Source organism: Magnetospirillum gryphiswaldense MSR-1 v2 (assembly GCF_000513295.1).
Taxonomy (GTDB): Bacteria; Pseudomonadota; Alphaproteobacteria; order Rhodospirillales; family Magnetospirillaceae; genus Magnetospirillum; species Magnetospirillum gryphiswaldense.
Window position 1 is genome coordinate 2,643,964 of the sequence record NC_023065.1, and the last position, 26,013, is coordinate 2,669,976.

Here is a 26,013-nt window from a genome sequence, read left to right on the forward strand (position 1 = left end):
AATTATCCACAAATGATAGCCGACTGGCTATTTCATTGGAATGGCTCTTGTGGGGCCGCAGTGGGTCACAAAGGGCCGGTTGGGTGGGGCGCGGTGGGTGGCCGCTGTGCCCCCGGCAGCCGCCAGTCATCGGCAACGTCTGCCATGCCGACTGTGGATCATGTCCGGCACTTCGAGACCGACGCCAGGAAGAAGCTCAACGTGCCACCCCGAACATCTCCCGCTGCTGGTTCCATTCCACCGGCATGTCGTCCATCAGGTCGGCCAGTTGCACGGCCCGCATCTGCCGGTCGCCGGGCATGGCTTACACCCCGGCCGCCTTCACGCCGCGCGGGCGAGACGCTGCCTGACTTCCCTGACGAGGGTCCGCACATGATCGACGGAAAGGCGATCCCGCCGCAGAAAGGCATGCATGGTTGGATCGTCGAGGAGATCGTCCAGCGACGGCTCCCATATCCACCGATCAAGCCCGAAGTCTTGCGCCCGCATTTGCCCCTCCCAAGGTCTGCTATTCTTGACGACGGCTGATGTCTACACCGCATCCGCCCGCTCGTCCGTGAACATTTGCACACAATTACTACCCAGCCGACAAAGCCAGGATGGCCAAGCACAATTCAGTTTTCGGCCTTCGGCACAGACCCCAGACGCTGCAGAAATTCAGGCTCGTCGTAATCGCCCATTTCAGGGTCGGCGGTCTGACGGACGACATCCACGCCGGCAACGCTGCCACCCTCCATCATGCGGCTGGCGCGTTGCAGGGCCTGTGGCTCGGTCTTGTAGGAAATGGGGGGCTGAGGTTTCAGTCCACCCCTTTTGCCGAGGATGTACGGCTGGCAGATGAACAAGGTTTCGAGGGCCATGGCGGTATTCCTGCGGCAAGGGCGACTACCGCAGGGTGTTTCTATTTCGTTCTTTTGTCAATATGCATGGTCGCGCCGGGATTCGCGCCCCCGGTCACCGCGCCGTGATCCCGTACCTTTCCCGCTGCCGGTCCCATTCCACCGGCATGTCGTCCATCAGGTTGGCAAGCTGGATTGTCCGCGGCTGGCGTCCATCGAGGATGGTTTCGACGATGTCGGGGGCCAGCAAGGTCAGGCGGTAGATGCGTGTCAGGTAAGACGGATTGATCTTCTCGGCTTCGGACAATTCGTTCAGGGATGCCACCTTCCCGGATTCAAGCATGCGCTTCCAGCGGTGGGCACGGGCCAGCGCCTTCAGCAGCGTGTCGTCGGGGGTGGGTTTGGCGCGCACCGGCACGCCGTCGCCCTCAGGCACGATCACCAGCTTGCGGCCGCCATATCGCCGCAGAGTCAGCGGCACACGGATGGTCAGGGTGTCGATCCGGATGTCGGCGGTCATGCCGCGCTCCTGTCGCCAGTCTGGGCGGTGATGTCGGCGATGACGCTGGCCGTCCTGCTCCAGGCGTGGCGCGATGGATTGCGTCCCGATCCGGCCCTGACCGTCTCGGAATGGGCCGATCAGCACCGCATGCTGTCGAGCCGGGCCTCGGCCGAACCGGGCCGGTACCGAACCGCTCGCACGCCCTATATGCGCGACATCATGGACGCGCTGTCGCCTACCAATCCGGTACAGCGGGTGGTGTTCATGAAGGCGGCCCAGGTGGGGGCGACCGAAGCCGGGTGCTGCTTCATCGGTTTCGTCATCCACCATGCGCCGGGGCCAATGCTGTGCGTCCAGCCGACAGTGGAGATGGCGAAACGGGCGTCTCGCCAGCGCATCGACCCGCTGATCGAGGAAAGCCCGGCTATCCGCGATCGGGTCAAACCGGCCCGGTCGCGTGACGCGGGCAATACCATGCTGTCGAAGGATTTTCCCGGCGGCACCCTGGTGCTGACCGGGGCCAACAGCGCGGTGGGCCTGCGCTCCATGCCGGCCCGTTACCTGTTCCTCGACGAGGTCGACGCCTATCCGGCTTCCGCCGACGACGAAGGCGATCCGGTCGGTCTGGCCGAGGCCCGCTCGCTGACCTTCGCCCATCGCCGAAAAGTGTTCCTGGCCTCGACCCCGACCATCCGGGGCATGTCGCGCATCGAGCGGGAATACGAGGCCAGCGACCAACGCCGCTTCTTCGTGCCGTGCCCCCATTGCGGGACCATGCAGTGGCTGAAATTCGAGCGGCTACGCTGGGACAAGGGCCGCCCCGAGACGGTGCGCTATCACTGCGAATCCTGTGACCAGGAGATCGCCGAGCACCACAAAGGCGCCATGCTGGCAGCAGGCGTTTGGCGGGCGACGGCCACGGGCACTGATCCCGGTACCATCGGCTTTCACATCTCGGCGCTGTATTCGCCGCCGGGCTGGCAGTCGTGGCGCGACATCGTCCGCCTGTGGGAAGCGGCACAAGGAAATGACGATGCGCTGCGGGTGTTCAAGAACACCGTGCTCGGCGAAACCTGGACCGAATCCGGCGAGGCCCCCGACTGGCAGCGGCTCTACGATCGTCGCGAAACCTGGGCCAATGGCAGTGTGCCGGAAGGCGCCCTGTTCCTCACCGCCGGGGCCGATGTCCAGAAGGACCGCGTCGAGATCGATGTCTGGGCCTGGGGCCGCAACCTGGAAAGCTGGCTGGTAGACCACATCGTCATCGACGGCGGTCCCGAGAAGGCCGAAACCTGGACTGCGTTGGAGCAGGTGCTGGCGAAGACCTGGCAACATGCCAACGGTGCCGCCCTGAAGATCGCCCGTCTCGCCATCGACTCCGGCTACGAGGCTTCGGCGGTCTACACCTGGGGCCGCAAAATGGGCGTCGCCAGCGTGTCGCCGGTCAAGGGCGTCGAGGGCTTCAACCGCTCCAGCCCGGTCTCCGGCCCGACTTATGTGGACGCCACCGAGGGCGGCAAGAAGATTCGCCGTGGTGCCCGCCTCTGGACGGTGGCGGTGTCCACCTTCAAGTCGGAGACCTACCGGTACTTGCGCCTGGAGCGGCCCACCGACGAGGAACTGGCCGAGGGAATCCGTTTCCCGGCCGGAACGGTGCATCTGCCATCGTGGGCAGACTCGGAGTGGTGCAAGCAGTTCGTCGCCGAGCAACTGGTGACGGTCAAAAACCGGCGCGGCTTCACCAAGCTGGAATGGCAGAAGCTGCGCGAGCGCAACGAGGCGCTGGATTGTCGGGTCTATGCCCGCGCCGCCGCCTGGATCGTCGGTGCCGATCGCTGGTCAGAGGCTAAATGGCGGGATCTCGAGAAGCAGGTGGCGGCCACGGACTTTGCCTCTGCCAGTGACCCGGAGGCCGGGCAGATCCGCCGGATCGCTCGCCGACCCCGGCGGATCATCAAATTCAGTGGACTGAACTGATCATGACTCTCGACGAGATGAAGGCTGAGCGCGAGCGGGTGCTGGCGCGGCGTAACTCACTGGTGGCTCGCGTCACCGTCGGCGACCGCACCGTCCAATACGACCTGACCCAGGCCAACCATGTTCTGGCCGATCTCGACCGCCGTATCGCCATGCTGGAGGGCAGGAAGCCCCGTCGGCGCATCCTCGCCGTCGCCACCAAGGGGCTGTGACCATGCTGGGGAGTTTCCGCCGTCGCCTCGGCGCCCTGATCGGCGGCTTCGAGGCCGCCCAGGGCAGCCGCCGGCTCAAGGGCTTCCAGCCCAGCCGCGCCCACGTCAACACCCTGATCGCTGCTGCCGGTTCCGACATCACGGCGCGAGCCCGCTATTTGGTGCGCAACAACGGCTATGCCCTCAATGCCGCTGAGAGCTGGACCGGAAACGCCGTCGGTACCGGCATCAAGCCGTCGTCCCTGATCGCTGACAAGGATCTGAAGACCCTGGTGCAGCAGCTTTGGCTGGCCTGGACCGACGAATCCGATGCCGAGGAGCTGACCGATTTCTTCGGCCAGCAGCGCCGGGCCGCCCGCGAGGTGTTTATCGCCGGGGAAGTGTTCTTCCGCCTACGCCCGCGTCGCCCGGAAGACGGCCTGACGGTGCCGTTGCAGCTTCAGATGCTGCCGTCCGAGATGCTGCCCCTGACCCGAACCGAGGTTCTTCCCAACGGCAACGTGATCCGTCAGGGCATCGAGTTTGATCGCATCGGGCGGCGGGCGGCATATTGGTTCCTGCGCCGCCATCCCGGCGATCTCACCGATCCCGGCATGGTCGGCGAAATGGTGCGTGTTCCGGCCGCCGAAATCATCCATGTCATCGACCCGGTGGAATCCGGCCAGCTTCGGGGCGTGTCCCGGCTGGCCCCGGCCATCGTCAAGCTGTTCCTGCTCGACCAGTACGATGACGCAGAACTTGAGCGCAAGAAGATCGCGGCCATGTACGCGATGTTCGTCATCTCGCCGGCACCAACCGATATTATCGATGTGACCCCAGCCGACGATGGTTCCGGCGACCGCATCGTCGAGGTCCAGCCCGGCCAGGTGGTGCCCTTGGAGCCGGGCGAGCAGATCCAGACCTCGGCCCCCGCCGATGTGGGCGGATCGTATGAGCCATTCGAGTATCGGACGCTGCTGCAGATCTCGGCCGCCACCGGCATCCCTTACGCCTATTTGTCCAACGACATGCTGAAGGCCAACTACTCCAACTCGCGCATGGCGCTGCTGGAATTCCGCCGCCGGGTCGAGGCATGGCAGCACTCGGTGATGGTCCACCAGATGTGCAGGAAAGTGTGGCAGCGCTGGCTGGATGTGGCGGTGCTGTCCGGGGCGCTCGACATTCCCGGCTACGAGCGCAAACGCGCCAGCTTCATCGCCTGCTCCTGGCTGCCGCCGAAATGGGACTGGGTCGATCCGCTGAAGGACGCCAAGGCCGAGATCGAGCAGATCGGGGCGGGTCTGAAAAGCAGGACGCAAGCACTGGCCGAGCGTGGCTACGACGCCGAACAGGTCGATGCCGAGATTGCCACCGACCGGGAACGGGAACAGCGGTTGGGGCTGACCTTCGGTTCCGATCCGCCACCGCTCTTGTTGCCCCCACCGACATCGTAAGGACGGACATGCACGATTTGCCCCATCTCGCGGCTCGTCTGTACGGGACGCCGCTGCTGGTCGCCCGCAGTAAGCTGGATGTGATCCTGGGTGCTCTCGGCCCCCGGCTGGCTGGGCAGTCCATCTCCTTCGACGGTGATACGGCTCCATCCGCCGATGTGGCGGTGACGCCCGACGGCATCGCCATCGTGCCGGTGGTGGGAACCCTGGTGGCCCGCTCCGGCTATCTCGGCGCCGCCAGCGGCTTGACCGGTTATGGCGACATCGCCGATGCCATCGAGGCGGCAGCCACCGATCCCGGCGTTCGCGCCATTCTGCTGGACGTGGACTCCTCCGGTGGCGAGGTGGGCGGGTTGTTCGATCTGGTCGACCACATCCAGGCCATCCGCAGCCAGTGCGGCAAGCCGATCTGGGCGGTGGCGGACGAGGCGGCGCTATCGGCGGCCTATGCCATCGCCTGCACCGCCGACCGCCTCTACGTCACCCAGACCGGCGAGGTCGGCTCCATCGGCGTGGTAGCTGTCCACCGCGACGAATCGGGGGCAGATGCCCAGGCGGGGCTGGCCTGGAGTTTCGTCCATGCCGGGGCCTGCAAGGTGGATGGCAATCCCCACCAGCCGCTGTCCGACTCTGCCCGTGCCGGTCTTCAGGCCGATGTGGATGCCCTCTACGGGAAGTTCGTCGCCCTGGTGGCCAAATGCCGCAAGCAGCCGCCCGAGGCGATCCGCTCCACCGAGGCCACCGTCTATCGCGGCGATCAGGCAGTGGCCGCCGGGCTGGCCGACAAGGTCGGCACGCTCCGCGTCGCCCTCGCCGATCTCGGCGCCACCCTGGCGCGTTCCTCTATCCGTTCCCCCGTCCTGTCCAAACCCAAGGAGACCACCATGTCCGAGCAAGCGGGGGACATCCCCGTCATCGAAACCGAACGCTCCACTCCGGGAGCCATTGTTCCGGTGCCCGGCGCAGTAACCGCCCAGGTGGAACAGCGCCTGCGCGCCGAATATTCCGAAATCAGCGCCATCGCCGCCCAGGCAGCCCGCCTGGGCGTGACCATCGATCCCGCCGAGGCCATGGCCAAGGGCATCCGCCCCGAGGCGCTGCGTCGCACCGTGCTGGAGCAACTGGCCGAGCGCTCCGAGGCCACCGACGTGGTGGCCGCCGCTCCGGCGGGAGCCGCCCCCAAGTCCGAAACCGAAAGCCCCATCGTCCGGCGTGCCCGCGAAGCCGCCGCCCGGAAATAAGGACACGCTGCCATGCCTGTGCTGACCGCTTCGCCCACCCTGGGCGATCTGCTGAAGTTCGAACTGAACGCCAGCTACACCCGCGAGACCGTCACCTTGAAGGCGGGCACGTCCTATCGCCTCGGCTCCGTGCTGGGCCGCATCACCGCCAGCGGCGAATACCGCCTGTCGCCCGCCGCCGAGGTGGTCGGTGACCAAGGGGCGGAAACCGCCATCGCCGTGCTGTTGGAAGCGGTGGACGCCACCGATGGCGTGGCCACCGGCCTGATCGCCGCCCGTGGCCCGGTCATCCTGGCCGATGGCGCTCTGATTTTCGAAGCCTCGGTCGACCAGCCCGCCGAACGGGCCGCCAAAATTGTCCAGCTTGCCACTGTGGGTCTGGTTGCCCGCGCCACCGTCTGATCGGAGCCTTTCCCATGAACGCCATCATCAACCCCTTCGACGCGGGCGGCTATTCGCTCGCCGAGATGACCCAGGCCATCAACATCCTGCCCAACCTCTACACCCGGCTCGGCCAGATGGGGCTGTTCCGCTTCGAGGGCGTGACCCAGCGCAGCGTCATCATCGAGCAGGCCGAGGGTGTCCTCAACCTGCTGCCGACCGTGCCCCTGGGCGGCCCCGCCACCGTCGCCAACCGCGATGCCCGGAGCATGCGCTCGTTCACGGTGCCGTGGATTCCCCACGATGATTCCATCACGCCCCAGGACGTCCAGGGCGTGCGCGGCTTCGGTGTCGCCGATGCCGCCGATCCTCTGGCCACGGTGATGGAGCGCAAGCTGACTCGCATGCGCTCGAAACATGCCCAGACCCGCGAGTTCATGGAGGTCAATGCGCTCCGCGGCATCATCCGCGACGGCTCCGGGTCCACCCTCTACGACTATTTCAGTGAATTCGCCCTGAGCCGTCAGCAGGTGGATTTCACCCTGGGCACCGCCACCACCAATGTCCAGGCCAAGATCCGCGACGTGTTGCGCAAGGTGGAGACCGAACTGAAGGGCGAGACCATGACCAGCGTTCTGGCCCTGGTCAGCCCGGAATTCTTCGACAAGCTGATCGGCCACGCCAAGGTCGAGCAGGCCTACCAGTATTATTCCTCGACCGGCGCCCAGCCGCTCAGGGAGGACGTCCGCCGCCGCTTCCCCTTCGCCGGCATGGTGTTCGAGGAATACAGCGCCACCGTCACTCTTTCCACCGGTGAGACGGAAACCCTGATCCCGGCCGGCGAGGGCATCGCCTTCCCGCTCGGCACCATGGACACCTTCGTCACCTATGGCGCCCCGGCCAACCTGATCGAGACGGTCAACACCCTGGGCGTGCCCATGTATGCCCGCCAGTTGGCCCGCCAGGACGGCAGCGCCATCGACGTCAAGACCGAGGCGTCCATCCTGCCGGTCAACAAGCGCCCGCGTCTGGCGGTGCGGTTGTTCTCGGGTAACTGACCGTGACGGCCTTCGCCGCTGCCATCGACGACCTGTTCGCCGACCCGAACATGGCCGTCGCCGTCAGCTACCAGGGCCATCCCGTGCGCGCCCTGGTGCGGCGGCCCGACCGCGAAGCGGAATTCTCGGCCATCACTGTGCAGACCAGCACGGCGGTGTTCGAGATCCGGCGACGGGATGTTCCGGCTCCCCAAGCGGGGGACATGATCATCGACGACGGCGGCAGTTTCGTCGTCCAGGGCGAACCCCGCCTGGATGCCGAACGGCTGGTGTGGACCTTGGACACGAGGCCGGGGTGAATCATTCAGGGTATCAACTCGATCCGACGATCTGCCTGGTGCCGCGCCATGGGCGGGCTGCTTGCAGCAAATGTAGTTAACGCCCCGTTCAATTGAGTCGTCAACGAGGGTTGAGCGAGCGTGAAAAACAGGATGGTTGGCGCCATGCGGCACCGAAGAATTGGAACACTGTCGGCCTTTCCCTCAAGGCGCCTCCGAATTTGTTGTGTCCTCAAGGCAATGTTTGCCTGACGAACGAACTGGATGCCAACCACAGTTTGACCGTTCCTGTAGTAGTCGAGCGCTTCGTCGTACAGGGCATATTTGGGGGCGGTTCGAGGGCTCATGGAATCCACCTCGAAGCCGTTGTCCGGATCGAGAAACACCACATCTGCCTCCTTGAGGGCAGTTCTTGCGTGGTGATGCCAGATATGCCGGTTGGTGGTCGCAACGTGCTCTCGGTAGAAGGCAGTGTCCTCCGGCAAGACGCCGACCGTTTCGATGCCTTTGATGCGGCGATTTGAAATAGCTTGGAATGGCCGTAGGCGTTCAAAGAGATCCGGTACCCAGGCCTTCCATTCACCACCGCTCATGTGATGGCGTTTTTCCCCATCATTGTTTCCGGACTTATCCACTTTATCCGGTTCGGTCAGATACCAGTTGACGCCAATCGTCATGTCGAGGGTACGCCGGAGAAATCGAAGCAAGGCGTACTTCACAAAATCATGTGAATCTCCAAGGTAACGCTCTTGCATCTCAAAAGACCTCGATAAGCTGAACATGCCGCCCGTAAAGGAGGCATTTTGCGGAATGACTGTGCCCAATTCAATCTTGGATGAAGAGACAAGGCGCTTATGAGACTCTCGGCCGCCATCCGGGGCGATCTTGGCCGCGTTCTAACCGACGAGGTGAAGGCGACCGAACGGGCCGCCAGTTCGGCCATGCGCGAAGCCACCAACGGGCTGAAGCTGGACCTGCGCGCCCAGGTTACCGGTGCCGGCCTTGGCTCGCGGCTGGCCAACACCTGGCGGTCGCAGACCTATCCGTCCTCGGGGAACTCGCTGCGCCCGGCCGGGCTGGTGTGGAGCAAGGCGCCGCACATCATCCGCGCCTTCGACGAGGGCGCCACCATTCGCTCGGCCGACGGCTTCTGGCTGGCGGTGCCCGGACCAGGCTGCCCGGCCCGCATCGGCAAGAAACGCCCGACGCCCCGGCTGGTCGAGGAGCGGCTCGGCATTCCACTCCGCTTCGTTTACCGCAGGGGCGGCCCGTCGCTGCTGGTGGCCGACGACATGCGGGCGCGGCAGGGCAAACGTGGCGGCTTCGCCAGGTCCAGGACCGGGCGCAATGCCGCCACCGCCATCATGTTCCTGCTCTATCCGCAGGTGACCTTGCGCAAACGCCTCGACATCAACAGGGCCAAGGGAGCGGCCGAGCGGCGGCTGGTCACCACACTGGTCTCGGCGCTGGGGAAGGACGGACATGGCTGATACTCCCCGCGAGACCGCCCTGAAGGCACTGGCCACCCTGCTTGCCGGGATCCCCGGCGCGAGCGTTCGCCGCAACGAGCCGCTGGCGGCCAAGATCCCGGCGGGCGGGCTGATCACCTTGTTCGACGGCAGCGGCGCCGAGCCGGACATGCTGCTGTCGCCGCCCGCCTACATCCACAGCCGCAGGGCCGAGATCGAGGTAGTGGTGCAGGGCGCCACCCCGGAAGAGCGCGACGGGATGCTGGATGGCATCCTCGCCGCCATCGGCGACCGGCTGGCGGCCGATCCCACGCTGGGGGGCACGGTGGATCTGGCGATGCCGGAATCGCCGGAATTCATCACCGAGGCGATCGACGGCGCCGCCGGCCTCAAGGGGGCCAAGGTCATCGTCGTCCTCGAATACACCGCCGACTCGCCGCTCGGCTGATTCAGACAAAGGAACCGGTCCCATGTCGAAGACGCGCGCCTACGGCGCCGACTGCATCCTGCTGGCCGCCTTCGAGGCCGCCTATGGCACCATGCCGGCCGACGGCTACACCAGGCTGTCCTTCAAGGAAACCAGCCTGGGCGCCGAGCGTCCGCTGGGTTACGACCCGCTGCTGGGTCAGGGACGTGACGCCCAGGACCCGTTCTACGAAGCGGTCAAGGACGAGGGCGAATTCGGTGTGCCGCTCGATCTGCGCGGCCTCGGCTTCTGGCTGAAGGGGTTGTTCGGCGCCCCCACCACCAGCGGCGATGCCGCCACCGGCTTCACCCATGCCTTCACCTCGGGCGGTGCGCTGCCGAGCCTGGCCCTCGAAATCGGCCACCCGACCCTGGCCACACCCAAATTCTTCCGTCACTCGGGCGCCAAGCTGGGCAGCCTCGCCTTCGACATGGCCCGCTCGGGACCCGCCAACGCCACCATCGCGGTGATCGCCCAAGGCGAGACGGAAACCGCCACCACCATCGACAGCACGCTGGCCAGCCTCACCCTGCGCCGCTTCAGCCAGGGCAGCGGCAGCATCCTGGTCGGCGGGGCGCCGCTGGCCAATGTGGTCGGCGGGCGACTCAGCTTTTCCAACAACCTCGAGCCGGTCGAGACCATCCGCTCCGATGGCCTGATCGACGGCGTCGACGAGACCGAGGCCACCGCCGAGGGCTCGGTCGAGGTCCGCTTCGGCACCGATGCCACGCTCACCAGTGCCATCGCCGCGGAAAGCCCGGTGGAGATGCTCTACGGCTTCACCATCCCCGGCACTGATTATGCCCTGCGATTCCATCTGCCCCGCGTCTTCTGCCCCAAGAAGAAGCAGGAGATCAAAGGCCCCGGCGGCATCCAGGCCAGCTACGACTGGCGCGCCGCCCGCGACCCGGTCGCCGGCTACCTACTCAGCGTCACCCTGATCAATGACGTCCCCTCGTATTGAAGGCCCGCCCCATGATCCGTCTGTGCCTGCCGAAGGAGCCATATTGGCTCGATCTGCCCTTCGGCGTGCGGCTTCACGTCCGCCCGCTGACCACCGCCATTTATGAGGCCGCCCGCATCAAGGGCTGGCGCAAGGCCCGCGCGGTTGCCCGCGAGTTCGCCGACCTCAAGGCGGTCGGCGGCGACATCTCTGGCCTGCCCGACCTTCGCGACGACGACGCGGTAGCGGGGTTCTCGCAATTGCTGTTCGCTCAAAGTCTGGCCCGCGCCGCCATCCTGGACTGGGAGGGCGTGCTGGATGCCGAGGGCGACCCGGCTGCGGTGTCCGACACCCATGTCGCCGATCTGATGCTGATCCAGGGCGTGGCCGAGGCCTTCGTCGGCCTCTACACCGCGCCCCACGAGGCGGTGGTCGCCGAGGGAAACGCCTCCAGGCCCGCAGCCGATGGCACTTCGGCGGTGGGCCTGGATATTGCCGCCAGTGCCGCGACGACGGTGCCCCCTGCGCCGGTGACGGAAGCTGTCCCACCGACCTGAACGAGCCCCAGACCGAACAGGGCTGGCAGGCGTGGGAGATGCTGATGCGCGCCGACCCGGCCCGCTTCGACACCGCCGGCCTGCTCGCCCACGGCCGTGCACTGGGCTTCGACGAACGGGCGCTGGCCCTGCTGCTGCCGTTCGCGGAGGCGGGAATGCGCGAGGCCCTGGCCGAAAGACATCGTGAATGAGCGAGGCGAAGTCCGAGCGCGGGCGCATTGAGCGCCCCGGAGCGTAGCGGAGGAGCCAAGCGCGCAAAGGCGCGCGCCCGGCGATTGAGGGACAACGAATGACTGCCGCCCGCACCGTCTCCATCCGCCTTGCCCTTGAAGACGGCGAGGTGTTCCGCCGCGCCCTGATGCAATTGGGCGAGGATGGCCGCCGGGCGTTGGAGCGGATCGAGCGCGCGGCTCAGCCGGCGTCGAAGGCGCTGCTGGCGATCAACGAGGTCGGCCAGGGCGTGCGCGGCATGGTTGAGGGTATGGCCGGGCGGATGGGCCTGTTCGGCGATGCGCTGACGGCCACCGGGCGCACCGGCCTGATCGCTGCCGGAGCGGTGGGCGCCGTCGGCGCCGCCCTGGTGCAGGGCGTGCGCGAAATGGAATCCGCCGACCAGTCGCTGCGCCGGCTGGAGGCGGTGCTGAAGGCGACCGGCGCCGCCTCGGGGCTGACCGCCAGCCAATTGGCCGCACTGGCCGACGAAATGGAAACCGGCACTCTGGCCACCGCCGAGGGGGTGATGGATGCGTCCGCCGTCATGGCGACCTTCCGCTCGGTCTCGGGCGACACCTTCACCCGCGCCATCCGCCTGGCCCAGGACCTGTCGGCGGTGTTCCGCCAGGATCTGTCGTCCTCGGCCACCCAGCTGGGCAAGGCGCTGGAGGATCCGGTCGAGGGCATCTCGGCGCTGAAGCGGGTCGGCGTGTCGTTCTCGGCCACCCAGAAGGAGGTGATCCGCTCGCTGGTCGAAACCGGCGATGTCGCCGGTGCCCAGAAGGTGGTCCTGGACGCCCTTGAGCAACAGGTCGGCGGCGCGGGGGCGGCGGAAGCGGCGGGTCTGACCGGGGCCGCCCATCATCTCGCCGCCGCCTGGGGCAACCTGCTCGAAGAAATCGCCCGCACCAGCACGGTGGGACGAGGCGCGCAGGGCGTGCTGCACGACCTCACCGGCATGGTCGATGGCATCCGCGACCTGCTGAAGGGCCCTGACATTGCCGCCCAGGTGGCGGCCAAGAGCCGGCAACTGGTCGAGGTCGAAGGCCGGATCGCCGAATATCAGGGCATCGGCGTCACCGGCCGCCGCATGACCGAGCTGCGCCGGCAGGCTGACCTGCTCCGCCGCGACATCGACGCCCTGGTCGAAAGGGGCCGCACCGAGGTGGCTGCGCTCGAAGCCGAGCGTTCCGGCGCCGAATCCGGCCGCCTGTCGGCCGAGCGCGACCGAAATGCCGAGGCCATGTCGGTGCGGCTGAAGGCGCTGGAGGAGGAGAAGGTCAAGGCGGCCGCCGATGCCGCCGGCAAGATCGCTGCCATCGAGACCCAACTGGCCCGCGACATCGAAGGTGCGCGCAAGAAGGCATCGCTGCCGGGCGTCGATGCGGGCGATGTCGACCGCGAAATCGCCCTGCTGCGGCAGGTAGCGGCACGGAAGGTCGAGGCTATCGAGAAGCCGCTGGCCGAGGCCCGCCTCCGTGCCGCCGAGCAGACCCGCAAGGTGCTCGACGATCTCCATCGCGAGCTTTCCGCCCCCTGGCAGCCCCGGCAGGCCGCCATCGACCAGTCGGTGTCGCGACTGCCCAAGGAGGCCTCCGCCAGCGACCGCGCAGAGGCGGCCCGCCTGGCCGGGGACCTGTTCGACCAAAAACAGGCGCTCGATGAATTGCAGCGGGCGCTGAAGGAGGAGGCAGACGCCCGCACGCGGGGCAAGGAACTGGTCCGCCAGCACCGCACCGCCGAGCAGGAATACGCCGACACGCTGCGCGAACTGAACGACCTGCTGGCCCAAGGCGCGCTCGACGCCGACACCCATGCCCGCGCCGTCGAGGCGGCCGAGAAGCGCAAGCTGGCGGCGTCCAGGGAATGGTCGGACGGCGCCAAGCGGGCGCTGGCGGCCTATGTCGAGGATTCGTCCGATGCCGCCCGCGGTGCCGAGCGTGTCGTCACCGGCATGCTGAAATCCAGCGAAGATGCCTTCGTCAAATGGGCCACCACCGGCAAGCTGGCGGCGAGCGACCTGTTCAACACCCTGGCCGAGGAAGCCTTGCGCGCCGCCTGGCGGATGGCGGTGGTGGCGCCCTTGTTCGGCGGAGCCAGCGGTGGATTGTTCGGTGGCCTGATCGCCGGCATCGGCAGCTTCTTCTCCGGCACCGGTTCAGCTGGGGCCAGCGGCGGCGGTGGCTCCGTTCCGGTTCCCAGCACCGGCAACTTCGCCATCGCCCATACCGGCGGCCTGGTCGGCCTCGACCGTCTGGAAACCCGCCGCTACAGCGCCTCGGTCTTCGCCAGTGCGCCAAAATACCATGCCGGTGGGTTGGTGGCGGGCGAGCGGCCCATCATCGCCAAGGTGGGCGAGGGGGTCTTCACGCCCAGGCAGATGGATAACGCCGACCGCCTGCTGGGGTCTGCGCTGTCCCGTCCGGCGGTGGGCGTGGTGGTCACGGTCAACAACAACGCGTCCGGCACCCAGGCCCGCGCCGAGCAATCGCAGGGGGCCGATGGCCGCATCCATCTCGACATCATCGTCGAGGAGATCGAGGGCCGCATGAGCCGCCGCATCGGTCGCGGCGAAGGCATGGCCCCGGTGCTGGAGCATCGCTATGGGCTCAATCCGGCGGCTGGGGCGTATCGGTAACGGTTACAGGCCGAGTTCGCTGTGCGAGCCGAGACGCACCAGATCGAGCGTCTCTTCGTCGGGGAGTCGGTAGATCAGGACCAGATCGGGCTTGATATGGCAGTCGCGATGATCCTTCCAGTTCCCGGTCAGGGCATGGTCGTGATGCCGCTCCTCCAGGGGCTCGTCGGCCACCAGCTTCGAGACAACATCGACAAGGTCGGCATCGAGGGTTTCCCGATGCCGACCCTTCTTTTCACGCTTGTAGTCCCGCTTGAACTGGCCGGTGCGGTTAATCGTCCGCATTCAGATCCGCCATCAGATCCTTGACGCTGCCGACCCGGACCACGTCGCCGCGCCGGGCGGCCTCCATCGCGGCGATGGTTTCGGCATTGGGAACCAGGGGCTCGAACGGCAACCGCTTCTCGGTGGCGATCCGCACCATCATCATGCGGAAGGCGTCGGACACGGTCAGGCCGATCGACGACAGCACGAGTGCTGCCTCGTCCTTCAGGTGCTCGTCGATGCGGGCACGGACAACAGTGTTCATGGTGGGCACCTCCTACTCTTGAGCCACATTGTAGCCCAGAGATGAGGCTGCCGTCCACCGGATGCAAGGGGCCTGTGCCCGGAGACCGTCATGACCATCCTCTCCTGGCCCGCCCGGCTGCCCCTGCCGACCTTCGACGGCTATGCCATCGAGCCGCAGGACGCCACCTCCCGCACCGACATGGAGGCTGGACCGGCGCGGCAGCGGCGGCGCTTCACCGGCACGCCCACCCGCATCCCGGTGCGCTGGCGGCTGTCGCAAACCGACTTCGCCACCTTCGAGGCATGGTTCCGCCTGAAACTGGCCGACGGCGCCGAATGGTTCGCGGTCGACCTGCTGGGCGGTGTCGGCGTCACCGGGCACGAGGCCCGTTTCCTCGGCCAGAGCAACGCTCCCTACAAGGCGGTGCCCAGTCGGGGCGGGATTTGGATCGTCACCTCGGTGTTGGAAATCCGCGAGCGCCCCATGCTCGACGAGGGGGCGCTGGAGATCCTGCTGGCCGAGGACGTGCCGGCGCTGTTCGCCACCATCGAAATGTTGCATTCCGCCCTGCATGCCGGCCTGCCGGTCACCAATCGCTGGTAGTCGCTCCATGACCCTGCAAACCGACCTTGCCGCCGCCGTCGAGAAAGTCACGGCGGACAGCGCCCTGCTGCACAGCGTGGTTCACGGCCCGGCGACCGGAGACGCGAGTCTGGTCCCGACCGAGGGTGGTCCCGTCAAGACCGTGGCCCGCGCCGTGGCCGATGCCGAGGAGATTCTGCACCAGGAGGCTGGCGATCTGGTGGGGGCTGTCGCCGCCGCCCGTGAGGCCAAGGAGGCGGCGGCGGGATTTGCCACTGTCGCCGAAGAGAAGGCGGGTGAGGCCGATGCCGCTGTCGGCCGGGCCATTGCGGCGGCCGACCAGGCTGCCACTGACATCCGCTCGGTGGCCACCTCCGCCGAGGCCGGCATCGGCGATCTGGTTGCCCAGGCCGATGCCCAGGTGCAGACCCGTATTGCCGCTGCCGACGGTGCCGCAGCCGAGGCGGAAGATGCCGCCGCCGAAGCCCGCGCCCATGCGGCGCGCTTTGCCCTGCCCATCGAAGCGGTCGCCCGCCGCGCCCTGGCCGCCGATGCCCGTCAACTGGCCGGCACCCGCGACACCTTGATGCTGTTCTCCGCCTTCGCCGATGACGCGAGCCGCTCGGAACAAGCCGCCAAGGTCAGCGCCGACGAGGCGGCCCGACAGGCGGGCATTGCCGCGGAGCAGGTGGCGGCAGCCAGTCTGGCCGCCGACGCCGCCAGCGCCAGCGTGACGGAGGCAGCGGCGGTGGTGGCCCAGGCCGACGACACACTCCGCACCCTGGCGGACGAGATCCAGACCGGCATCGACCAGGCGTTGGCCGAGATCTCCGCCGCCGGTTCATCGGCCGAGGATCACATCGCCGCCAGCGCCGCCGGCTTCGAATCCGAGGTCCAGGCGCTGGCCGCCACCACCTTCGGCCAGATCAATGCCGCCGCCGCCCATGTCGCCCGCTTCGCAATCCCCATCGAGCAGGTGGCCCGCGCCGCCCTCGATGCCGAGCGCCGCCGCCTGCTGGACGCCCGCGACGACCTGCTCCGTTTCACCACGATCCTCGAAGGCTGACGCCCATGCCCACATTGCAGGACCGCATCGACGCCTTCTTCGCCGATCCCCTGGCCGATCTCGACGCCCAGCGCCAGGCGCTCGACGCCATGCTTGTCGTGCCTGATGTCGCCGGCCGCGATGCCATCCCCCTGGACGCCCGCACCATCAATCTGTGGGTCAAGGTGGAAAGCCCCGAGGGGCTGTTCCGCTGGGACGGCGCCGCCTGGGAACTGTTCTCGCCGCTCGACGCCCTGCTTCCCGCACCCGTGACCAAGCGCAAGCCCGCCGATGCCGGTGAGCTGCTGGAGGACATGGCGCTGTTGGGAATCGATCTGCTGTAGGCGGCGGTTTCGCTGCGCGAGCGGGCCGCTGCCCGCACCCGCTTTCTCGGAGGCTTGCCTCCGAACCTGATCAAAAAACTGAAGGGCCGGGAAGCTGGGCTTCCCGGTCAGGGGTTCGGGGGCGGAAGCCCCCGTATCAATCGCGTCCACAAGCACGAAAGGAGACCGCTTTGTCCATCGCATCCCTTCGCGGCCTGATCGAGACGATCAAGGGCCGAGGCCAAACCCTGGCCGCCGCCGCAGGCGAGGACGGGGCATCCGCCCGCGACCTCGTCTATCTGGCCAAGGCGGTCGAATCCATGGTCGGCGCCGATGCCTTGCTCGGCCTGCTTGACGAAGCCGGCAAGCCCGCCGAGATCGTCACCGTGGCCTCGCCCGGCACCGCCACCCTGACGCTGACCGAGGATCAGGTGGCGCGCGATGTCGTCGTGCTGCGCCCGGACCAGGGGGACTTCACCGCGGCTGAGGTCGTGGTGGTCGCTCCGTCGCGTGGCTGGGCCGTCATCATCGACAATGAACTGCCCGTCCCGGTTCGGATCAAGACCGCGATCCAGACGGTGGCGGCGGTTTCTGTCGCGCCCGGCAACAAGGGCTGGCTGTTCTGCGACGGCGGCATGGTCGATCACGTCTTCGATGTCACCGCCGCGATTGCCGCCGCCGCATCGCCCCTGGCGGTGCGCGGCGATCTCTATGTCCGAGACGGTTCCGGCAACACCCGCCTGCCGCTGGGCGCCGCATCCAAGTTCCTGGGGTCCAATGGAACCGATCCCCAATGGCTGTTGCCGCCTGGGCGTACCAACTCGCGGGCCAAGTATCTCGCCAACGATTTCATCGCCCGCGACGCCGACGACAATCTTGTCGCGGGGGGCAATGCGGTGTCGTTGGTCGCCACGCCGCGTCTGGCCAACCTGATCTCGGACGCGGTGGTCTTCCCCGATCATGCCAACCTGGGCATCTGGGACGCCGACAGCCAGTCGTGCATGACGTCGATCTATCGTGGTCTGGCGGCGGTGTTCCAGGACGGCGGTCTCTCCGTGTGGGGCAATTCCAACTCGGGCCGGAACGGCGATCCCAACGGCTCGCACTGGCCGCATTTCCAGCCGGCGCTGTACCGCACCACCAACGAAGGACATCTGGTCACCGAGAACCTGACCGATGCCGGGGTCAAGCAGGTTTACGGCAATTACGGCACCACCATGATCCTGCTGGAGAACGGTGAGCTGTACGCCACCGGCTACGGTGGGCATGGCCAGCAGGGCGACGGCACCACGTCGAGCAAATCGTTCTTCCAGCGCATCGTCTTTCCCGGCGATGCCGGCCCCGTCCGCTACGTGGTGTCCACCTGCATGACCGGGCCGGACAGCAGCGCCGCGTTCTACGCCCTGATGGAGGACGGCGACGTCTATTCATGGGGCTATAACGGCTATGGCCAGCTCGGGCACGGCGACACCGGCAACCGCACGATCCCCACCAAGATTGCCGCCTTCGAACGCAATGTTCAGTGCATCGTGGCGGCGGGCGGTTCCTACGGCTTCGCCCACTTCGTCACCACCGACAACAAGCTGTTCGGCTGCGGCTACAACGGCACCGGCAATCTCGGCGACAGCACCACCGCCAACAAGCCGGCGCCGGTGCTGATCGATGCGGGTCCGGTGGTGAAATGCGCCAACACCGGCTATGGCTCCCATAATTTCGCGTTCTACATCAAGGCCGACGGCAAGCTGTACGCCATGGGCTTCAATGAGAGTGGGCAGCTTGGCGACAATTCCGCCACCAACCGCAGCACCCCGGTGCTGGTGGGAAATCTCGGGCTGACTGACCCGACCAAGGTGATCGACATCTGGGCCTACGGCGCCCGTTACAGCGCGGGCGGCTTCGCGCTGACCAAGAACGGCCAGTTCTGGGCCTGGGGCAGCAACGTCAATGGCCAACTCGGCCTCGGCGACACCAACAGCCGCCAGGCCCCCGTCCTGGTGCCGGGCGTCGAACATGTCTCGCAGGTGGTGTCGCCGACCACTGGCATCAGTCAGGCCACCCAGTACCACTACAACAGCGTTCTGCTGCTGCGGCACGCCTCGGCCGCGGACCGCATCGCGCGGCGCAACGGCTATCCCATGGCCGCCGGATGGGGCGGTTCGTTCATCGGCGCGCCCAACGCATCCAATCCCACCACGGTGTTCCGCTATGTGGGCTTCCCGCCGAAATACCATGGCCGCATCCGCCGTATCGGCTGCTCGGGCTACCACGACGGCACCGGCAATGCCGAGCAGGACGCTTACGCCCTGGCCATGGACGGCACCGTCTTCGCCTGGGGGCCGTCCAGCAACTACGCGCTCGGCGACTGGATGAACACCAGCACCACCTGCCCGCAGCCGCTGAAATTCTGATCGGAGGAGATGATCATGAAGGTTTACGCCTACACCCCCGCCAATGGCCTGCATTGGGCGCCGGCCGATCAGTACGAGTCGCTCGGCCAGTGCGGCGGCAAGCATTACTTCGCCATCCCCGATGACGCGGAAATCCCCGATCAGCCGGAGGAGATCGGCTTCGGCCCGGTCACCGAGTTTGACGAACTTCGTCAGGTGGTCGAGACCGCGCCCTATTTCTTCCGCTGGCGGGGCAGCGCCGATCTGACCGCCGAGGCGGCCAAGGTCGGCATCGTCTTGGAGGAATAGCTGATGGCACAGGAACAATCCCCGGACATCTGGGCCGGCGTTGCCACCCAGTATGTCGGCGCCTGGGGGCAAGCGGCTCCCGTGGTCCAGGTCGCCGCCATCGCCGCCACGGTGATCATCATCGCCATCATTGCCTGGGCATGGTCGCGGAGGCAGGGCGCGCCGGACCCCTCTGGCGTGCCCGTCGAAGCCTTCGCCCATGTGGTCGAGGAGCAGGCCCGCCAGACCGAGGCGCTGCGCTCGGCGGTCGAGGGCCTGTCCGAGATCGTCCACCAGATCCGCCTGCTGCTGGAAGCCCGCACCCTGTGCCCCTATGGCGAGGACCGGCGCGATGCCTGATCCGGCATTGTCGCAGGCGCTGAAGGAGGCGTTCGCCTCCGCCCCCAGCGGCACGGTGATCCTGGATACGCTGGAAATCTGGCACCCCAGCTTCGCCGAGCCGATCCGGGTGGTCCGCGATCACGCCGACCTCATCGCCCGGCTGGAGGCCGGTGCGCCCCGCGACGGCGGCAAGCAGGTGACCTTCGCCGCGCTGGCTTTCGAGTTCTCGCCGCCGCCGGTGGATACCGCTCCGGTACCGGAAATCACCGTCACCCTCGACAATGTCGGCAGCGACATCACCGACGCCCTTGAGGGTGCCGCCATCAGCCAGCAGGTGATCGAGATCACCTGGCGGCCCTATCTCTCCAACGACCTCGACGGCCCCCATATGGACCCGCCCATCACCATGACCCTGACCGATGTCGAAGCCGACACCATGAGGGTCACCGGGCGCGCCCGCATGCTGGATGCCGGCAACAAGTCCTTCCCCTCCATCACCTATACCGCCCAGCGCTTTCCCGGACTGGCGCGGTAGGAGCTTCCACGATGCATTGGGCTTTGCCGTTGATCGGCCTGCCGTGGTCCGTCCACGGCAGCGGGCCGAACTCGTTCAATTGCTGGGAATTCGTCCGCACGGTGCAGGCCGAACATTTCGGCCGCATCCTGCCCGAGATCGGCAATCCCGAAGACATGCTGGTCATGGGCCGGACCTTCCGCGATCACCCCGAGCGGCGGCGCTGGGCCAAGGTTGATCCGCCTGCGGAAGGCGATTGCGTGCTGCTGCGCCGATCCCGCCATCCCATCCATGTGGGCATCTGGCTCGAAGTGGATGGCGGCGGCGTCCTGCACTGTGCCGAGGGTGCCGGGGTGGTGTTCCAGCGCCCTGACGCGCTCCGCCTCAACGGCTGGGTCGTCGAGGGCTTCTATCGGTTTTCGCCATGACCGCCTCCGCTGTCGAAGACGGCTCCGCCATCTGCGTCATCGTCACCAATCCGTTCGAGCCGGTGGCCAGCCGCTCGGTTCATGCGGTGGAATCCGGGATCACTCTGGGCGGCCTGTTGCAGGGTTGCGGTATCGCCGAGGATTGCTGGCCCGATGGACCGGAAATCCTGATCGGCGGCATGGCGGTGCCGGTCGGCCTCTATGCCGTCCGGACCATCGGCGACGGCGAGGTCGTCACCGTCATTCGCTGGCCCCAGGGCGGCGGGGGCGGAGGTGGCGGGGGCGGCAAGAATCCCATGCGGATCGTGCTCACCATCGCGGTGATGGTGGCCGCCATCTATCTGGGTCCGATGGCGGCGGTGGCCATGGGCTATACCGCCACCGGCACCGCCGCAGCCATGGCCACCGCCGGCATCGCCATGGTCGGTTCGGTGCTGATCAACACCGTGATTCCGGCCCCCAAGCCGTCGATGCCGTCGCTCAACTGGGGCGGTAGCGGCAGCGCCCCGGCCCCCAGCCCGACCTATTCAATCCAGGCTCAGGGCAACCAGGGCCGATTGGGGCAGCCGATCCCGGTGATCTATGGCCGCCACCTGATTTATCCCGACCTCGCCTCCGAACCCTACCAGGATTACGTCGGCGGCGAGCAGTATCTGTATCAACTTCACGTCATCGGCCAGGGGGAATACGCGGTCGAGCAGATCCGCGTCGAGGACACCCCTATCTCCTCGTTCGAGGAGGTCCAGACCGAGATCATTCCGCCCGGCAGCCGGGTCACCCTGTTCGAGCCGGACGTCGTCACCGCCGCCGAGGTGGCGGGCCAGGAACTGGTGGCTCCCAATCTGGTGCAATCCGGCGACGATGGCTTCATCGGCCCGTTCACCGCCAACCCGGTCGACACCTCGGCCGGTGCGCTGGGCATCGACGTGGTGATGCCCCGTGGCCTCTACTATGCCAACGATGGCGGCAGTCTCGATAGCCGCACCGTCCAGTGGCTGGTCGAGGCGCGGGCCATCGATGCCGACGGCGAGGCCATTGCCGGCTGGTCGGTGCTGGCGACCGAATCCCACTCCGCCGCCAGCAATACCGCCATCCGCCTGTCCTTCCGCTATGCGGTGTCGCCCGGGCGCTACGAGGTCCGCCTCAAACGCCTCGACACCAAGGACACCGCCGAGCGTGCCGGCCACGAAATCCGCTGGGGAGCGCTGCGCGCCTATTTGACCGGCCAGCCCGACTTCGGCGCCGTCACCTTGCTGGCGGTCAAGATGCGGGCCACCGACAACCTGTCGCAGCGCTCCAGCCGCATGATCAATATCATCGCCACCCGCAAGCTGCCGGTGTGGTCGGCGGCGGGCGGTTGGTCGGCCCCGCAACCGACCCGTTCCATCGCCTGGGCCTTCGCCGATGCCTGCAAGGCAGAGTATGGCGCCAAGCTGGCCGACAGCCGCATCGACCTCAAAACCCTGGCCACCCTGGATGCCGTGTGGGCCGCCCGTGGCGATTCCTTCGACGCGGTGTTCGATACCAGCATGACGGTGTGGGAGGCCCTGACCCGCATCGCCCGCTGCGGCCGCGCCGTGCCCATCCAGCAGGGCGGCATCGTCCGCATCATCCGCGACGCGCCCCAGACCATGCCGGTGGCCATGTTCGGGCCGCGCAACATCGTCAAGGGCTCGTTCAAAATCAAATACGTCATGCCCGGCGAGGACACCGCCGACGCGGTGACGGTGGAGTATTTCTCGTCCCGCACCTGGAAGCCTGACGAGACGACGGCAAAGCTGCCCGACAGCAGCGGCGACAATCCGGCCAAGGTCAATCTGTTCGGCTGCACCACCAAGGATCATGCCCAGCGGGAGGGTCTCTACATCGCCGCCAACAACCGTTACCGCCGCCGTCTGGTCACCTTCCGCACCGAGATGGAGGGCATGATTCCCACCTACGGCGATCTGGTCGCCATCACCCACGACATGCCCCGCTGGGGCCAGGGCGGCGAGGTGATCGGCCACCAGGGCGATGTGCTGGCCCTGTCCGAACCCTTGGCCTGGACCGACGGCGCCACCCACTATCTGGCGCTGCGCCGCCGCGACGGTGGATTGGCCGGGCCATTCCGGGTCCAGGCGGTGCCCGGTGATCCCACGCTGGTCCGTGTCCTCGATCCGCTGACCGTCACCCCCTATGTCGGCGGTTCGGAGGAGCGGACGTATTTCAGCTTCGGCCCGGGCCAGGCCTGGGCGCAATCCGCCCGCGTCCTGGCCATCCGCCCCCGCGCCGAGCAGGTCGAGATTCTCGCCGTCGCCGAAGATTCCCGCGTCCACGTTAACTGAGGTTCCCATGCTGACCGCAGACATCCTGCGTGCCGCCCTGCCGGCGGCGCGGCCCACCGATATTGCCCGCTTCGTCACCCCGCTGGCCGAAGCTTGCGCCGAATGGGGCATCGACGCGCCACTGCGATTGGCGGCGTTCCTCGCCCAGATCGCCCATGAGAGCGGCCAGTTGCGCGCCCTAGTCGAGAACCTGAACTACTCCGCCGAGGCGCTGCTGCGGGTCTTTCCCCGCCACTTCGATGCGACCCAGGCCACCGCCTATGCCCGCCAGCCGGAACGCATCGGCTCCAAAGTCTATGCCAACCGCATGGGCAATGGCGACGAGGCCTCCGGCGACGGCTGGCGCTATCGCGGGCGCGGCCTGATCCAGGTCACCGGCAAGGCGAACTATGCCGCCTGCGGCACCGCCCTCGGCCTCGACCTGATCGTCCAGCCCGAGCTGCTGGAGCAGCCGGACGCCGCCGCCCGCTCGGCGGGGTGGTTCTGGCACAGAAACGGCCTCAACCGACCAGCCGATGCCCGCGACATCGAAACCATCACCCGGCGCATCAACGGCGGCCTGACCGGTCTCGACGACCGCAAAGCCTGTTACGCCCGCGCCTGTGCCGCCATGGAGGTGTCCCATGAACCTGCTTGATCTCCTCGGCGATGCCGCCGCCATCGCCGCCAACCCCATCGCCGGTCTCGCCAAGGTGGCCCTCGACGTTGCCCCCGACATTGCCAGCCTGTTCGGCGACGATGCCGAGAAGGCGGTGGGCAAGTTGGCCGACACCGTCCGGGCCATCACCGGCACCGATGATCCCGACAAAGCCCGCGAAGTGCTGGCCGATCCCACCCTGGTGTTCCAACTGCGCTCCCAGGCCCAGACCTTCGCCCACGAGGAGCGGATGCAGCAGATGGCCGGTGCCCTCACCACGCTGACCGCCACCCTGGCCGACCGCCAGAATGCCCGAGCCCGCGACAGTGAATTCATCAATGCTGGACGCAGCAACACCCGCGCCAACGCGCTGCTGGTCACGGCGGGGGTCGGCATCGTCGGCGGCATCGGCTTCATGGTGTTCGGTCATGTCGACGGCAACACCGCCGTCGGCGGCTGCATCATATCGGTGGTGACCCTGCTCGCGGGCAAGTTCGCCACAGCCTTCGACTTCGAGTTCGGCGGATCGGCCGATTCCGAGCAGACCCGCACCCTGCTGGCACAGGCTCCGCCCATCGGGAAATAATGGACACATTCTGCGGCATGCGGCCGACCAGGGGGATCATCTCCTGGTCGGCCGCATTTCGTGTTTGTGGCCCGTATTTGACGGGCCAGGGGTGGGCTCCGAGCGGGTCCGCCGCCATTCCCACCGCCGCGCTCGATCCGTCCCACGCGACGGCGTCTCCTGCGGTCCCCGCGCTTTCGGGTCCGGGTCCCCGAACTCTGGGGCCGTTGGCCCCGGCGTTACGACCTGCGTCCTATGTCTGCTCCGCAGCCGTGGGATCGATGGACGTTTCCTCCACCATGCGCCGCAGTTCGCCCACCAGGTCGCCGTGGTGGCGGTCCTGGTAATCCGATTGCGGCCGGACCGTATCGCTTTGACCAACGCCATTTAGGCGGCCTTGGCATCATCCGCCATCGGCCCCCCTCAGGGCGATGAGAGCTGCAGCACCAAAGCGCCTTCGATATTTAGGAGCCGCCTTTCAAAACATGCCGGCATTGAGCAGCCTGTGCGTCGCGATGCTTGCGGCGTATCCAATCGCCACGGCCCAGCTCCAGCGCAGATGAGATGAGAAGGTGTAGACGCCTCGGGCCTGCCCCATGAGCGCCACCCCGGCCGCCGAGCCGATGGACAGCAGGCTGCCGCCAACACCCGCGGTCAGGGTGATCATAAGCCACTGGCCCAGCGACATGTCGGGTTGCATAGTCAAGACTGCGAACATCAAGGGAATGTTATCGAGGATCGCTGACAGCACGCCGATGATGACGTTGGCATAGGTGGCGCCCAACTGGCCATAAAGGACGTTGGACATCAGCGACAGATAGCCGAGCACCCCCAGCGCGCCGACACACATCATCACGCCATAGAAGAATAGCAAGGTGTCCCACTCGACGCGGACGATCTTGCGGAAGACGTCGTAGGGGTAGTCGCCGTTCGCCCCATTACGAGCGTGCGTCTTCTTCAGGTAGAACCCGAAGAGTTGCAGATATCCCAGCCCGGTCATCATGCCGATGACCGGCGGCAGGTGAAGAAAGTTGTGGAAGCCGACGGCGGTGGCGATGGTCAGCGCGAACAGCACCATGACCCGCCGTGCCCCCGTCTTCATGGCGACCGACTCGTCAACCGCCGCAGGCGTCCCGGCCGGCACGGCCGCGTGCATCAGGCCGGCGGGAATTACATAGTTCACGACGGAGGGCAGGAACAAGGCGAAGAACTGTCCGAATGGAACCATTCCCTTCTGCCACACCATCAGGGTGGTGATGTCGCCGAACGGGCTGAAGGCACCACCGGCGTTGGCGGCGACGACGATGTTGACGCACGATATGGCGACGAAGCGGGGGGATTCCTTGCCTACCGCGAGCACCACCGCGCACATCACCAAGGCGGTGGTCAGGTTGTCGGCCACCGGCGAGATGAAGAAGGCCAGAACGCCCGTCAGCCAGAACAGCTTGCGATAGCTGAAGCCGGATCGGATCAGCCATGCCCGCAATGTATCGAACACCCGCCTTTCCTCGAGGGCGTTCACGTAGGTCATCGCCACTAGCAGGAACAGGAGCAGTTCGGCGTATTCCAGAAAGACGTGGCGGAGCGGACCCTCCACCTCATCCGGCCGCCCCATACCGCCGTATACCAGCGCGATCAGCACCCACAGGATGCCTGCGGCGACCACCACCGGCTTCGACTTGCGCAGATGGGTGGTTTCCTCGGCGATGACCAGCATGTAGGCCGCGCCGAATATCGCCAGGGCGGCGTATCCCACCCAATGGCTGGTGAGATCGGGCAGGCCGGGCGAAGCGGCGAAGGCCGCGCTTGGGAAAAGCATGACGGCGGCCGATAATGTCAGAAGTGCATTCATGTCGGATG

At 66.8% G+C, this 26,013-nt stretch carries 31 protein-coding genes; 24 read left to right on the top strand and 7 right to left on the bottom strand.

The genetic code is table 11. From position 1 onward, the window contains the following. Positions 1-321 precede the first annotated feature (321 nt). The 3 genes from MGMSRV2_RS21455 to MGMSRV2_RS12510 form a co-directional block, all read right to left on the bottom strand. Positions 322-489 (bottom strand): hypothetical protein, encoded by a 168-nt coding sequence (locus MGMSRV2_RS21455; protein ID WP_024080711.1) that lies wholly within the window; start codon positions 487-489, stop codon positions 322-324. 125 nt (positions 490-614) lie between these two features. After that, the gene (locus MGMSRV2_RS12505) at positions 615-860 is read right to left on the bottom strand and encodes a hypothetical protein (RefSeq protein WP_008615258.1); all 246 of its coding nucleotides are present in this window, start codon (positions 858-860) and stop codon (positions 615-617) included. A 94-nt stretch (positions 861-954) separates the two neighbouring features. Then, positions 955-1,359 (bottom strand): hypothetical protein, encoded by a 405-nt coding sequence (locus tag MGMSRV2_RS12510; protein WP_008617245.1) that lies wholly within the window; start codon positions 1,357-1,359, stop codon positions 955-957. A 39-nt stretch (positions 1,360-1,398) separates the two neighbouring features. Between MGMSRV2_RS12510 and MGMSRV2_RS12515 the strand changes: the two genes are divergently transcribed. The 7 genes from MGMSRV2_RS12515 to MGMSRV2_RS12545 are packed head-to-tail and all read left to right on the top strand — an operon-like array spanning position 1,399 to position 7,942. After that, positions 1,399-3,318: a phage terminase large subunit family protein gene (locus MGMSRV2_RS12515; RefSeq protein ID WP_024080712.1), complete on the top strand. Its 1,920-nt coding sequence runs from the start codon at positions 1,399-1,401 to the stop codon at positions 3,316-3,318. 2 nt (positions 3,319-3,320) lie between these two features. After that, positions 3,321-3,530, top strand: coding sequence for a phage head-tail joining protein (locus MGMSRV2_RS12520; protein WP_024080713.1), 210 nt, complete (start codon positions 3,321-3,323; stop codon positions 3,528-3,530). Between the two features lie 2 nt (positions 3,531-3,532). Then, positions 3,533-4,963, top strand: a complete 1,431-nt coding sequence (locus MGMSRV2_RS12525; RefSeq protein ID WP_024080714.1) for a phage portal protein — start codon at positions 3,533-3,535, stop codon at positions 4,961-4,963. Between the two features lie 8 nt (positions 4,964-4,971). Beyond that, on the top strand, positions 4,972-6,204 hold the full coding sequence (locus MGMSRV2_RS12530) for a S49 family peptidase (RefSeq protein WP_024080715.1): 1,233 nt from the start codon (positions 4,972-4,974) through the stop codon (positions 6,202-6,204). A 12-nt stretch (positions 6,205-6,216) separates the two neighbouring features. Continuing rightward, a complete protein-coding gene (locus tag MGMSRV2_RS12535; RefSeq protein WP_024080716.1) occupies positions 6,217-6,606 on the top strand; it encodes a head decoration protein in 390 nt (129 codons plus the stop codon). Positions 6,607-6,620: 14 nt separating this feature from the next. Next, the gene (locus MGMSRV2_RS12540; protein WP_024080717.1) at positions 6,621-7,643 is read left to right on the top strand and encodes a major capsid protein; all 1,023 of its coding nucleotides are present in this window, start codon (positions 6,621-6,623) and stop codon (positions 7,641-7,643) included. Between the two features lie 2 nt (positions 7,644-7,645). Beyond that, complete coding sequence (locus MGMSRV2_RS12545) at positions 7,646-7,942, top strand: head-tail joining protein (RefSeq protein ID WP_024080718.1); 297 nt, start codon at positions 7,646-7,648, stop codon at positions 7,940-7,942. Positions 7,943-7,947: 5 nt separating this feature from the next. Here MGMSRV2_RS12545 and MGMSRV2_RS12550 read toward each other — a convergent pair whose 3' ends face one another. Next, on the bottom strand, positions 7,948-8,676 hold the full coding sequence (locus MGMSRV2_RS12550) for a hypothetical protein (protein WP_024080719.1): 729 nt from the start codon (positions 8,674-8,676) through the stop codon (positions 7,948-7,950). A 99-nt stretch (positions 8,677-8,775) separates the two neighbouring features. On the opposite strand from MGMSRV2_RS12550, the gene MGMSRV2_RS12555 reads away from it, so the two are divergent. From MGMSRV2_RS12555 to MGMSRV2_RS12575, 6 genes are all read left to right on the top strand, one after another. Continuing rightward, positions 8,776-9,411, top strand: coding sequence for a DUF6441 family protein (locus MGMSRV2_RS12555; RefSeq protein ID WP_024080720.1), 636 nt, complete (start codon positions 8,776-8,778; stop codon positions 9,409-9,411). Beyond that, the gene (locus tag MGMSRV2_RS12560) at positions 9,404-9,838 is read left to right on the top strand and encodes a hypothetical protein (RefSeq protein ID WP_024080721.1); all 435 of its coding nucleotides are present in this window, start codon (positions 9,404-9,406) and stop codon (positions 9,836-9,838) included. Before MGMSRV2_RS12555 ends, MGMSRV2_RS12560 begins: the two co-directional genes overlap by 8 nt. 22 nt (positions 9,839-9,860) lie before the next feature. Further along, a complete protein-coding gene (locus MGMSRV2_RS12565; RefSeq protein WP_024080722.1) occupies positions 9,861-10,820 on the top strand; it encodes a phage tail tube protein in 960 nt (319 codons plus the stop codon). Between the two features lie 11 nt (positions 10,821-10,831). Then, positions 10,832-11,356, top strand: coding sequence for a hypothetical protein (locus MGMSRV2_RS12570; RefSeq protein WP_041633608.1), 525 nt, complete (start codon positions 10,832-10,834; stop codon positions 11,354-11,356). Positions 11,357-11,394: 38 nt separating this feature from the next. Beyond that, positions 11,395-11,547: a DUF7697 family protein gene (locus MGMSRV2_RS21460; RefSeq protein WP_024080724.1), complete on the top strand. Its 153-nt coding sequence runs from the start codon at positions 11,395-11,397 to the stop codon at positions 11,545-11,547. Positions 11,548-11,645: 98 nt separating this feature from the next. Beyond that, on the top strand, positions 11,646-14,207 hold the full coding sequence (locus MGMSRV2_RS12575) for a phage tail tape measure C-terminal domain-containing protein (RefSeq protein ID WP_024080725.1): 2,562 nt from the start codon (positions 11,646-11,648) through the stop codon (positions 14,205-14,207). A gap of 3 nt (positions 14,208-14,210) precedes the next feature. Here the strand turns inward: MGMSRV2_RS12575 and MGMSRV2_RS12580 are convergent, their stop codons facing one another. Continuing rightward, entirely contained in the window at positions 14,211-14,492 is a 282-nt protein-coding gene (locus MGMSRV2_RS12580) for a type II toxin-antitoxin system YafQ family toxin (RefSeq protein ID WP_024080726.1), read from the bottom strand. Continuing rightward, positions 14,479-14,736 (bottom strand): type II toxin-antitoxin system RelB/DinJ family antitoxin, encoded by a 258-nt coding sequence (locus MGMSRV2_RS12585; protein ID WP_024080727.1) that lies wholly within the window; start codon positions 14,734-14,736, stop codon positions 14,479-14,481. Before MGMSRV2_RS12585 ends, MGMSRV2_RS12580 begins: the two co-directional genes overlap by 14 nt. A 90-nt stretch (positions 14,737-14,826) precedes the next feature. Between MGMSRV2_RS12585 and MGMSRV2_RS12590 the strand changes: the two genes are divergently transcribed. The 11 genes from MGMSRV2_RS12590 (at position 14,827) to MGMSRV2_RS12640 (ending at position 24,174) form a co-directional block, all read left to right on the top strand. Further along, on the top strand, positions 14,827-15,321 hold the full coding sequence (locus MGMSRV2_RS12590) for a hypothetical protein (RefSeq protein WP_024080728.1): 495 nt from the start codon (positions 14,827-14,829) through the stop codon (positions 15,319-15,321). Between the two features lie 7 nt (positions 15,322-15,328). After that, entirely contained in the window at positions 15,329-16,366 is a 1,038-nt protein-coding gene (locus tag MGMSRV2_RS12595; protein ID WP_024080729.1) for a hypothetical protein, read from the top strand. Positions 16,367-16,371: 5 nt separating this feature from the next. Continuing rightward, on the top strand, positions 16,372-16,689 hold the full coding sequence (locus MGMSRV2_RS12600; protein WP_024080730.1) for a hypothetical protein: 318 nt from the start codon (positions 16,372-16,374) through the stop codon (positions 16,687-16,689). Positions 16,690-16,859: 170 nt separating this feature from the next. Continuing rightward, on the top strand, positions 16,860-19,076 hold the full coding sequence (locus MGMSRV2_RS12605) for an RCC1 domain-containing protein (protein ID WP_024080731.1): 2,217 nt from the start codon (positions 16,860-16,862) through the stop codon (positions 19,074-19,076). Positions 19,077-19,091: 15 nt separating this feature from the next. After that, entirely contained in the window at positions 19,092-19,364 is a 273-nt protein-coding gene (locus MGMSRV2_RS12610) for a hypothetical protein (protein ID WP_144084304.1), read from the top strand. Positions 19,365-19,367: 3 nt separating this feature from the next. Further along, on the top strand, positions 19,368-19,703 hold the full coding sequence (locus MGMSRV2_RS12615; RefSeq protein ID WP_024080733.1) for a hypothetical protein: 336 nt from the start codon (positions 19,368-19,370) through the stop codon (positions 19,701-19,703). Continuing rightward, on the top strand, positions 19,696-20,220 hold the full coding sequence (locus MGMSRV2_RS12620; protein WP_024080734.1) for a DUF1833 family protein: 525 nt from the start codon (positions 19,696-19,698) through the stop codon (positions 20,218-20,220). Before MGMSRV2_RS12615 ends, MGMSRV2_RS12620 begins: the two co-directional genes overlap by 8 nt. 11 nt (positions 20,221-20,231) lie before the next feature. Beyond that, positions 20,232-20,627 carry an NlpC/P60 family protein gene (locus MGMSRV2_RS12625; RefSeq protein WP_024080735.1) on the top strand — a complete coding sequence of 132 codons (396 nt, stop codon included), beginning with the start codon at positions 20,232-20,234 and terminating at the stop codon, positions 20,625-20,627. After that, the gene (locus MGMSRV2_RS12630) at positions 20,624-22,951 is read left to right on the top strand and encodes a host specificity factor TipJ family phage tail protein (RefSeq protein ID WP_024080736.1); all 2,328 of its coding nucleotides are present in this window, start codon (positions 20,624-20,626) and stop codon (positions 22,949-22,951) included. The genes MGMSRV2_RS12625 and MGMSRV2_RS12630 overlap by 4 nt, the downstream gene beginning before the upstream one ends. Positions 22,952-22,958: 7 nt before the next feature. Then, positions 22,959-23,588: a glycoside hydrolase family 19 protein gene (locus MGMSRV2_RS12635; RefSeq protein WP_024080737.1), complete on the top strand. Its 630-nt coding sequence runs from the start codon at positions 22,959-22,961 to the stop codon at positions 23,586-23,588. Continuing rightward, positions 23,575-24,174: a hypothetical protein gene (locus tag MGMSRV2_RS12640; RefSeq protein WP_024080738.1), complete on the top strand. Its 600-nt coding sequence runs from the start codon at positions 23,575-23,577 to the stop codon at positions 24,172-24,174. Before MGMSRV2_RS12635 ends, MGMSRV2_RS12640 begins: the two co-directional genes overlap by 14 nt. Positions 24,175-24,631: 457 nt before the next feature. Here the strand turns inward: MGMSRV2_RS12640 and nhaD are convergent, their stop codons facing one another. Next, positions 24,632-26,005 (bottom strand): sodium:proton antiporter NhaD, encoded by a 1,374-nt coding sequence (gene nhaD / locus MGMSRV2_RS12645; RefSeq protein WP_024080739.1) that lies wholly within the window; start codon positions 26,003-26,005, stop codon positions 24,632-24,634. Positions 26,006-26,013: the final 8 nt, after the last annotated feature.